We start from the raw sequence: 10387 nt of genomic DNA on the forward strand, positions 1-10387 counted from the left end.
CCAGCCCGTACATTTTAACGGATTCATCGTCAATAAAGGGATAGAATATGCCTATTGCGTTGGATCCCCCGCCCACACAGGCCAGCAGGTAATCCGGCAGCGTTCCCTCTCCTTCAGCTTCCATGAGCTGTTTCCTGGTCTCATCGCCGATAATACGCTGGAAATTGCGCACCATCCTGGGGTAGGGATGCGGGCCCACCGCCGAGCCGATGATATAAAACGTATCTTCTACATTCGTGACCCAATCTCTTATCGCCTCGTTGGTGGCATCTTTCAGCGTTTTGGAACCACTTTCCACGGGACGTACTTCCGCGCCCAGCAGCTGCATGCGTTCGACATTCAATTTCTGCCGCTCCATATCCTCGGTGCCCATATACACAATACAGTCCACACCGAATTTGGCACAGGCTGTGGCCGTAGCCACGCCATGCTGACCCGCTCCGGTCTCGGCGATGATGCGCTGCTTGCCCATCCGGCGGGCCAGCAATATCTGGCCGATAGCATTATTGATTTTGTGAGCTCCCGTATGACAGAGATCTTCCCGTTTCAGGTAAATTCTGGCCTTCCCGTAATGCTCGCTCAACCGGTTGGCAAAGGTCAGCTTGGTCGGACGTCCCACATAATCGCCTAACAGGTCAAGGTAGTCTTTTTGGAACTCTTCATCCTGCCAGGCCGCATCATAAGCTTTTTCCAGCTCCTCCAATACCGGTATTAAAATCTCAGGCACAAATTTCCCGCCGTAGTTTCCGAAATACCCTTTCTTTGTTGGTAAATTGTATGTCATTTCTTTTGGTTTCTTGAATCTAAATTAAACGTAATTATAATTCGCCCCTCTCCTGCTGTTCCCAAATGGCGCGCATCTCATTCATAAAGGTTTCGATTTTATCAAAATCCTTGACACCCGGCTCGCTCTCCACGCCACTGGCAAGATCAACCCCATAGGGATGCACCCGTTTGCACGCCTGGCGAACATTCCCCGAATGGAGTCCCCCGGACAGGAAAAAAGGCACCTGTTGAGTGATTTTGTCGAGCAGGCTCCAGTCAAATACTTCTCCCGTCCCGCCCCACTGTCCTTCAATTTTGGTATCAAACAGCAGGAAATCCACACTGTCAAGATATGGCCGGATACGCGATTCGATGTCCGCCTGACGGTCCCGTTGCCGAATATGGATCGCCTTGATGACCGGCTTGTCCACCAGGTGACAGTAATCCGGATTTTCCCTGCCATGCAGCTGCACGTAGTCGATCCCTGTTTGCCGGGCAATCATATTGACATCATCGAGCGGCTGATTTACAAAGACCCCCGCACATTTCGGTCCCTCTACCCAGTTGATAATGGCCCCCGCCTCGGCCGGCGTAATATAACGCGCACTGTCTTCATAAAAGATAAAACCCAGATAGTCGGCCAGGGCGCCCGACACAAACCGCGCGTCCTCCAGGCGGGTAATGCCACATATTTTTACTTTTGATCGTTCTTCAGTATCTGCAAACATCGGTTCACTATACGTTTTCGATTTGTTCCCTGAGCTCTTTCTTCATCGCACGCACCGCCCGTCCGGGATCGGGCTGGCGCATAAAATGTTCTCCGATCAGGGCCGCATGAATCTTCTCCTCATATAAATAACGTAAATCCTCTGCCGAACTTAATCCGCTTTCAGAGACCAGCACCGTTTCTTCCGGAGCGCGCTGCAACAAGGCCACCCCGCGGTGCAGATCTACTTCAAACGTACGGAGATCACGGTTATTGACGCCCAGAATGTCAACCCGGTCAAAAGTAACATTTTCAATATCCTTCTCCGAATAGCATTCGACCAGCGCCTGGATTCCAAACTCCTCGGCAGCATGAAGCAGCTCACTAAGCTGTTGTCCCTCGGTGATCGCCACGATTAACAGTACGGCATCAGCTCCATAGGCCTTGGCTTCTTTTATTTGGTATGGATCAATAATAAAATCCTTGCGCAACAATGGGATAGAAACTTCTTTAGAAGCTATTTCCAGATATTCCAGCCGACCTTTGAAAGCCGGCTGGTCGGTCAGCACTGAAATAGCCGAGGCTCCCCCCTCCTGGTACTGGCCGGCAATTTTACGGGGATCAAAATTCTTTCGTATCAGTCCCTTCGAGGGCGAAGCCTTCTTGATTTCAGCAATGATTGCAACGTCGGGAGAGTCTGCGAGAGCCTTTTTGAAGTCCCGTGCCCGCTGCTCGTACCGTTCATGTGATTCCAGGTCCTTAAGCGTTATTTTCTGCTTCCGTTTTTGTAAATCCCGGGCGGTCTGCTCTACGATTTCGTCAAGTATGGTTGCCATCGTCTGTAGTGTTAGTTCTCTGCTGCTTCGTTTGTTGCTTCCACAAATCGGTCAAGGGCTTTCCGGGCCTCACCTGATTTCAAGCTATCCTTCGCAAGTTCCTTGGCATCAGTGAGATATTCGGTTTTTCCGGAGACATGAATACCAAAAGCGGCATTTAAAAGCGTGATATCCTGATGTGGTTTCTTTGCTTTGTTAGCTAAAATAGAACGGATAATATCCGCATTAAAGCCGACATCCCCTCCCTGCAGTTCTTCAAGTTCCGCCCACTCGAAGTCGAGCGAACGGGGATCAAACGTGGTCGACTCTTTCATCATTCGATTGTTCAACTCGAAGATTTCGGTCTGGGCACTCAGACTCACTTCATCCAGCCCGTCGTGTGCATTCAGGGTATACGCAAATTCCGTATCCAGGTTGGTCATAATCCGGGCGATCTTTCGCGCAATATCTCTACTGTAGGCACCGATGACCTGGCGTTTTACGGAAGCCGGATTTAATAGCGGACCCAGAATATTAAAGAAGGTGCGAATGCCCACCGTGCGCCGGGCCTTCATCACATGTTTCATCGCCGGGTGGAAATTGGGGGCAAACATAAAGACCATGCCCGTCTGTTCAAAAACCCATTCCACCTGCTCCTTATGAAGATCAACAACCCCGCCCAGGGCCTCCAGTACATCGGCGCTGCCGCATTTGCTCGATACGCTTCTGTTCCCGTGTTTCAGCACCGGCACCCCGGCCCCGGCAACGATAAACATGGAAGCGGTCGAAATATTGAAAGTCCCCGAACTATCACCGCCGGTCCCGCACAAATCCACGGCCCCCTTCGTTTCTACCTGTGGCTTGATGGCAGCCTCACGCATGACTTCGACAAAAGCCGTAAGCTCCTCTATGGTCTCCCCCTTCATCCGCATCGCTGTCAGAAACGCAGCGATACGCTCATCCTCAACCTCCCCGGAAATGATTAACTCAAGGGCGTGCCGGGCCTCATCAAGGGATAAATCGCCGTGATTCACCAGCTTGTTTAGCACTTCTATAAATTCCATAAGTTGCTGTGTATTAGTAAATTAACTGTATATTAGTAAATTAAATTAAAAGAGCGCTTTGCCCAACTGTTCTTTTAGCCAATCTCTGTATTTTAGCAAACTCAAAATCCTCAAATATGCCTTATTTGCTGTGGTGTCGAATGCACTCAGGTTTTGCTGTTTCCCGATGCTTCGGGACTGGTTTTTCCAAGATTCTAAACCTAATTCGAATATTTATTTTATCCTGTTTTTGGTTGCTTATCCAGCTCCAGCCAGTTTTTAATGATATCCGGTCCCTCGACGGTCAGTATGCTTTCCGGGTGGAACTGAATTCCTTCAACGGGATAGGCTCTGTGCCGAATCCCCATAATCACGCCGTCATCGCTGTGGGCGGTCACCTCCAGTTCATCGGGAATCTGTTCCGGGTCGAGAATCAATGAGTGGTAACGGGTGGCCGTAAAATTATTGGGGATGCCGCGGAAGACAGAGCGCCCGTCATGTCGAATGGTCGAGGTTTTGCCGTGCATTAGTTTCGGAGCGTGGATCACGTTCCCTCCGTACACCTCGCCGATGGCCTGGAGTCCCAGGCAAACACCCAAAATGGGGGTGTGGGAACCCAGTTCCCTGATGACCGGCTCCGTGATCCCCGCATCAGCCGGCCGTCCGGGTCCCGGGGAAATAAGTATTTTATCGGGGTTTAACGCACGCACCTCATCCAGGGTAAGCGCATCATTTCTGATCACTTTGTACTGCCCGGTATGCTGCGCAAGGATATCCACCAGGTTGTAGGTGAATGAATCATAGTTGTCGATGATTAAGATCATATTTTTTTCCTCATTCATTAAATCCATAACTTTTAAACACACCGGCTGCCTCCCGGATCGGTTCCATCACGGATTCAGCCCGGGCCCGGGCTTTTTTCCCGCCCGCTGATAAAATATCCCGCACGGTGTCAATATCCCGGGCCAGCTCCTTTCGCTTCGCTCGCGCCTCGGCAAAGTAAACCTTGATCATATCCAGTAATTCATTTTTGGCGTGCCCGTAGCCATAACCGCCGGCACGGTATTTTTCGGCGATCTCCCGCTGCTTGTCTTCACCGGCAAACAGCTTGATAAGGGCGAAGACGTTACAACGTTCCGGGTCCTTGGGTTCATCAAGCGGGGTGGAATCGGTTTCAATGGACATCACTTTCTTTTTGAGCACATTGCCTTCATCAAAAATGCCGATGGTATTACCGTACGACTTACTCATCTTTCGTCCATCTATGCCGGGTACCACGGCCACTGATTTGACAATATACTCTTCCGGGAGCTTCAAGAATTCATCCCCGTAATTGTGATTAAACCTGCCGGCCAGGTCGCGGCAAATTTCGATATTTTGCTTCTGATCCTGCCCCACGGGCACCACATCCGAGTTATAAATCAGGATATCAGCAGCCTGCAAGATAGGATACGTGAAGAGCCCGATGTTGGGCGTCACCCCCTGGGCTACCTTATCTTTATAGGCCACTGCTTTTTCCATCATGCTGACGGGGCAGAAGGTGCTCAGCATCCAGGCCAGCTCGGTGACCTGGGGTACGTCACTTTGGACAAAAAAGGTGGATTTGTGGGGATCAAGTCCCAGTGCCAGGTAGTCGAGGGCGATGTCAATCGTATTCTGATAGATTTCTTCTCCGTCGTCAATAGACGTCATGGAATGATAATTGGCTATAAAATAAAAGGCGTCTCCTTTTTCCTGCATTTGGATGTGCTGACGCAGCGCCCCGAAGTAGTTGCCAAGATGTAGTTTGCCGGATGACTGAATGCCGGATAAGATAGTTTTCATCGATCAATAAGTGCTCGGATTAACATTACAATTTAGAGTGCTTTGCAAAATCGTTCTTTTGGCTAATATCTGCATTTTCACGTATTCAACATTCTCATACATGCTTAACCCGTATTAATTATGAAATAGCAAAAATTAAAGATTAAGCTATTAATATTGTTTGGCATATCGAACATTACGTATAGCTCAAATTTGAGTGCAGTCGCAAAGGACTGCGAAATTGAGCGTTTACTTCTTCCTTCTAAACATATCGCTGAACCTGAAATCAGGTGCTGTCATTTGCCCTGATCGTCAGCGCCACACTGAGAGCCTCCACCAGCGCGCCGGCCTTGTCCTTCGTCTCAATATACTCTTTCTCCGGGTCACTGTCGGCTACAATGCCCGCTCCGGCCTGAATATAGACCTTGGAATCCGTTACCAACATGGTGCGGATAACAATACAGGTATCCATATTCCCCGAAAAATCAAAATAACCCACCGCACCGGCGTAAGGCCCCCGCCGGGTGGGCTCGAGTTCATCGATAATTTCCATCGCCCGGATTTTGGGGGCACCGCTCACGGTGCCGGCCGGGAAGCACTGCATAAGCGCATCGACGGACGTCTGACCTTCGGCCAGCTGTCCTTTTACATCCGAAACGATATGCATGACGTGAGAGTACCGCTCAATGGCCTGCTCCCGCACGGGCCTGACCGTGCCCGGCTGGCATACCCGGGACAAGTCATTGCGTCCCAGGTCGACCAGCATAACGTGCTCGGCGATCTCCTTGGGATCGTTTTTCAGCTCCTCTTCCAGGGCCCGGTCCTGTTCTTCGGTATCGCCGCGGGGACGCGTTCCCGCGATGGGCAGCAGCTGGGCCGTGTTGTCCTGCACCCTCACCAACACTTCGGGAGAGGAGCCTACGAGGGCAAAATCTTCGAAATCCAGGAAAAAAAGATAGGGAGACGGGTTGACCATCCGCAGGGCCCGGTACAGCATAAACCGGTCGCCCTCAAAGTCGCATTCAAAACGCTGGGAGAGAACCACCTGGAAGATATCCCCTTCGTAGACATAGTCCTTGGCCGTTCGGACCATCGACTCAAAGGCCGATTGCTCGATATTGCTCGTCAGACTTTCCGGGTCTATCGAAAAAGAGTAATCCGATACCGGATTGGGCTGGCGGACCAGAGCTTCAAGCTCATCGAGTCGTTGCTGTGCCTGGTGGTATTGATCGTCATTTTCTGCTTCATTGTCGACAAACACCGTTTTTATGATGATAACCTGCTGTTTGACATGATCAAAAGCAAAAATCTCATCGTAAAAAGCCCAAATCGCCTCCGGTATCTCGACATCGGCTTCCGGCGCCCGGGGCAGCTCTTCCACCTCCCGCACGGTATCGTAAGAGGAAAAGCCCACGGCACCCCCCGTCAGCCGCGGCAGGTTCGGGAGTTTGGGCTCGCTGTGCTGCGTCGTCAGCTCTTCCAGGGCTTCAAAATAGGGCTGGTCCAGGATCGTGACCTCATCGCCCTTCCGGAGAGACACCTCCTGCTCCTCGTATTTCAATACCTGGTATGGATTGCGCCCCAAAAAAGAATAGCGGGCAAGCTGCTCCCCTCCTTCCACTGATTCCAGCAGAAAGGGATACCGGCTCTGCTCCCTCAACTTCAGAAACAACGATACCGGGGTCAGTATATCCGCCATAAGAGGCCGGTATATGGGAACCGCCGTAAATTCCTTCGCTAACTGTTTAAACTCATCAAGTTGCATATCTTCTTTCCTCTACACCAAAATAATGTCCAAATAAAAAACCCACTCCAGTTTACCTGCAGTGGGTTCTCAAAAAGCTTTCTTATAAAACTAACTCATAATCCTGCCACTGCCTGTATGTTTTTCATCACAGGCCACCACCAATTGCTGTTATTATGAGCTGTTTTTTTCATTACGATCGGAATATAATGTGCGCATCCGCTAAAAGCAAAAAAGAATAACACCACCAGAGAAAACCGGGGTATTCCCGCCACGGCGGAATGAGGAACCACTAAAGCCAGGAAGTCATGAAGCAGCAAAAAACGACCGTCCAGCCGTTACATGCCGCAGTTTACGTGTATGAAATTTAATTTTTGGGCTTACCCGTACGCTTCCTTGAAAAACAGGATCCCCCCGATAATGACCCCCTTCAGTATAAAGGCGGAGAAAACCATCATCAGTCCGATTTCCTGGAATAACAGGATGAGTATGCCATAAAACACAAACAGTGCGATTTTTCCTTTATGCTTTTTGATGGATTGCCTGTCAAAGCTGGGAATTTTATCAAATGGAATGGTGCTTACCATCAAAAACGACAGCAGAACGATCAGGGGCACGATCACAGTATTGGGACCGTATTTAAAATCCGCAAACAGGTCCAGCCGGTTATAGAAGGTAAGATAAAAAGCGGCGATCATAATTGCCTGGGACGGTATCGGCAGTCCCCTGAAAAAGTCGTCAGGACTTTCCTGGACGTCCACGTTGTATCGTGCCAGCCTCACCGCCCCGCAAAGCGGGGGCAGAGCGCTGAGAATTATTCCCACAAAGGGCATCTCTCCCAGTCCAAAGGTATACAGCAAAAAGCCCGGCGCCACACCAAAAGAAACCACGTCGCTGATTGAATCGAGCTCAATACCGAACTGGCTGGTAGCATTGGAAAGGCGGGCCATAAAACCATCCAGCGCATCGAAAAGTCCGGCAAAAACGATAAGCCAGGCCCCAAAAAACAATCTTCCCTCCGAGATACTGATGATAGCCAGAAAACCACAAAAAAGATTCATCAGCGTAAAGAAGCTGGGAACAACGATACGGGGTATTTGTTTGCGGGGGCGTCCGTCTTTCTCCCGCTTCCTGCGGCGCCGAAATCGCTTCCATTTTTGTATGGGATATTTCATTTCAAGAAGTTATCGTAGCTAAAATTGTCTTTCCGGCCACGGCTTTTTCTCCTTCCGATACGTTTATTTCTGCGTCAACCGGGACAAGTATATCCATTCTTGAGCCGAATTTCATCATCCCGAAGCGTTCACCGGCTGCAAGTTGGTCTCCTTTTTGGATATGGTAGACAATACGACGAGCTAAAAACCCGGTTATTTGCCGAAAAAATATTTTCATGCCGCTTTTATGCCGTATGCCGAAGTCAGCCCGCTCATTCATCTCCGACGCCCTGTCGTCCCAGGCCATCAAATATGCGCCCGGATGATATTCCAGGTATTCCAGCTGTCCGCCTACGGGCAGCCGGTTCACATGTACGTCGAGCGGGGAGAGGAAGATGCTTATTTGTATTGCCATTCCTTTAATATACTTCTCTTCTTCCACGTTCTTCACGAGTACTATATTGCCATCTGCCGGGGACAGCACCAGGTTATCCCCGGGGGTGATGTCACGATCCGGGTCGCGAAAGAAATAGAGCATAAAAAGGACCAGCAGAGCCATCGCCCCGTAAATAATATTGGAAATCCAGTGGTTCAGGAAATATGCTCCCAGGCTTGCCAGGAGTGCAAAGAGTACGGCTGCAAATATGTTGGAATATCCCTCGCGTGCAAGCATATCTTTACCCAAACTGCCTGAGAATATCGTTAAAGGTCACAAAAATAAAGAGCGCGATAATAAGCAAAAATCCTATTTGCTGAAGCCACATCCGCACTTTCGGCGAGGGTTCGCGACGGGTGATCCCTTCATAGATTAAGAACATCAAATGACCGCCATCCAAAACCGGAATGGGGAGGATATTCATGATGGCCAGTGTAACACTCAGAAAAGCGGTGATGTTCCAAAAGCCAATCCATCCCCCCTGGTCGGTGGCTTGCTTGGTCACATTCGCAATGGCTACGGGTCCCCCGAGGCTTTCCCTGACTGCAATATCCCCGGAAAACATTTTGCTAAAGCCCTGTATAATGCCGGTCAGGGTGGCATTTGACCGCTGAACACCTATATTCAAGGATTCAAAGAGGCCGTACTTAAAACGATCAATTTCAAATACACTATCCGGTTCCGGCGCATAGATACCCAATTTATTATTTGCATTCGGCATAATGGTATAAGCAAGGGTTTCGCCTTCTCGGTTCACGGTCAAGGAAATGGAATCATCGGCCGTACTTATCAGCTCAACCGCCTGCGCCCAATAGCTGACTTCCCGATCGTTGATAGACGTGATAATGTCCCCCCCCTCCAGACCGGCTTCCTCTGCCGGACTTCCGGGCTGTACCCTGCTGATGCTGCTGGGCATGGCATTGGACAAATTGATGAGGCCTTCCCGTCCGATATCATTCAACAGGCTGTCGGCCACCGTAACCGTCGCCTGCCGGTCATCGCGCATCACGGTGTAGCTCAATGTAGAAGAGGTCATGATTTCAGGGGCAAAAAGCTCATTAAAATACGACACCTCTTGCCCATTCACCCCGACCAACCGGTCGCCGGTCTGAAACCCAACCCGGTCCGCCAGCGAACCTTCACTCACGTAAATATTGTCGACACTGTCCAGCTGCACTTTCGTCTCCCCTGTGCTGTACGTCATGCCCGCATAAATAATAACAGCCAAAATCATATTAAAGATGACGCCGGCTGTAATCACTACAATACGCTGCCATACCGGTTTGCTGCGAAATTCCCAGGGCTTGGGCTCTTCGTCGAGATGATCGGTATCCATGCTTTCATCAATCATCCCGGAAATCTTCACGTATCCTCCAAGCGGGGTCGCTCCGATACAGTAGTCCGTTTCGCCCTTTTTAATTCCAAAGATACGGGGGGGGAATCCCACCGAAAAGCGTTCTACGCGCATGCCGAAGAACTTAGCTGCTAAAAAATGTCCCAGCTCGTGAAAGAAGACCAGGATAAGCAGCGCGGCTGCAAATATGGCAAGTGTTGATAATAAACCTAAAATCCATTCCATGAAACGTGTCTGTGCTATTTAAATAATTCGGGCCATATTCCTGGCCTGTTCATCAATTTTCTTTAACGTATCTAACGAAACTGTTCCTGAATTATTTAGCCGTTCCAAACAGCTTTCAATAATTATCGGGATTTGAATATACGTTATTTCTTCATTTAGAAATCGAGCCACCGCTACCTCGTTGGCTGCATTCAGGATAGCCGGGGCCACCCCCCCCTGACGTGCCGCCTCCAGCGCCAATCCCAAACAGGGAAACCGGTCATAATCCACCGGCTCAAAGGTCAGATCAAACGCCTGCTGCCAATTGATTCGCGGCACATCCAGCGTCGTACGATCGGGATA

At 50.0% G+C, this 10387-nt stretch carries 10 protein-coding genes and 1 pseudogene; all 11 read right to left on the minus strand.

The window, feature by feature from the left end:
* The coding region (trpB, locus tag ACESLU_RS07280; protein ID WP_372637221.1) for a tryptophan synthase subunit beta at positions 1 to 784 on the minus strand (784 nt) is incomplete at its 3' end.
* A gap of 34 nt (positions 785 to 818) precedes the next feature.
* Positions 819 to 1493 (minus strand): phosphoribosylanthranilate isomerase, encoded by a 675-nt coding sequence (locus tag ACESLU_RS07285; protein WP_372637224.1) that lies wholly within the window; start codon positions 1491 to 1493, stop codon positions 819 to 821.
* 7 nt (positions 1494 to 1500) lie between these two features.
* Positions 1501 to 2307, minus strand: coding sequence for an indole-3-glycerol phosphate synthase TrpC (gene trpC / locus ACESLU_RS07290; RefSeq protein ID WP_372637227.1), 807 nt, complete (start codon positions 2305 to 2307; stop codon positions 1501 to 1503).
* 11 nt (positions 2308 to 2318) lie between these two features.
* Positions 2319 to 3350 carry an anthranilate phosphoribosyltransferase gene (gene trpD, locus ACESLU_RS07295; protein WP_372637229.1) on the minus strand — a complete coding sequence of 344 codons (1032 nt, stop codon included), beginning with the start codon at positions 3348 to 3350 and terminating at the stop codon, positions 2319 to 2321.
* A gap of 218 nt (positions 3351 to 3568) precedes the next feature.
* The gene (locus ACESLU_RS07300) at positions 3569 to 4153 is read right to left on the minus strand and encodes an aminodeoxychorismate/anthranilate synthase component II (RefSeq protein WP_372637245.1); all 585 of its coding nucleotides are present in this window, start codon (positions 4151 to 4153) and stop codon (positions 3569 to 3571) included.
* A 10-nt stretch (positions 4154 to 4163) separates the two neighbouring features.
* The gene (gene trpS / locus ACESLU_RS07305; protein WP_372637232.1) at positions 4164 to 5153 is read right to left on the minus strand and encodes a tryptophan--tRNA ligase; all 990 of its coding nucleotides are present in this window, start codon (positions 5151 to 5153) and stop codon (positions 4164 to 4166) included.
* A gap of 265 nt (positions 5154 to 5418) precedes the next feature.
* Positions 5419 to 6831 carry an anthranilate synthase component I gene (gene trpE / locus ACESLU_RS07310; protein ID WP_372637235.1) on the minus strand — a complete coding sequence of 471 codons (1413 nt, stop codon included), beginning with the start codon at positions 6829 to 6831 and terminating at the stop codon, positions 5419 to 5421.
* A 425-nt stretch (positions 6832 to 7256) separates the two neighbouring features.
* Complete coding sequence (pssA, locus tag ACESLU_RS07315) at positions 7257 to 8051, minus strand: CDP-diacylglycerol--serine O-phosphatidyltransferase (protein ID WP_372637238.1); 795 nt, start codon at positions 8049 to 8051, stop codon at positions 7257 to 7259.
* A 1-nt stretch (position 8052) separates the two neighbouring features.
* Positions 8053 to 8715 carry a phosphatidylserine decarboxylase family protein gene (locus ACESLU_RS07320; RefSeq protein ID WP_372637240.1) on the minus strand — a complete coding sequence of 221 codons (663 nt, stop codon included), beginning with the start codon at positions 8713 to 8715 and terminating at the stop codon, positions 8053 to 8055.
* On the minus strand, positions 8708 to 10045 hold the full coding sequence (gene rseP, locus ACESLU_RS07325; RefSeq protein WP_372637243.1) for an RIP metalloprotease RseP: 1338 nt from the start codon (positions 10043 to 10045) through the stop codon (positions 8708 to 8710). The genes ACESLU_RS07320 and rseP overlap by 8 nt, the downstream gene beginning before the upstream one ends.
* A gap of 18 nt (positions 10046 to 10063) precedes the next feature.
* A pseudogene (locus tag ACESLU_RS07330) lies at positions 10064 to 10387 on the minus strand (1-deoxy-D-xylulose-5-phosphate reductoisomerase); the annotation flags it as partial.

It is taken from the genome of Fodinibius sp., assembly GCF_041642155.1.
Taxonomy (GTDB): Bacteria; Bacteroidota; Rhodothermia; order Balneolales; family Balneolaceae; genus Fodinibius.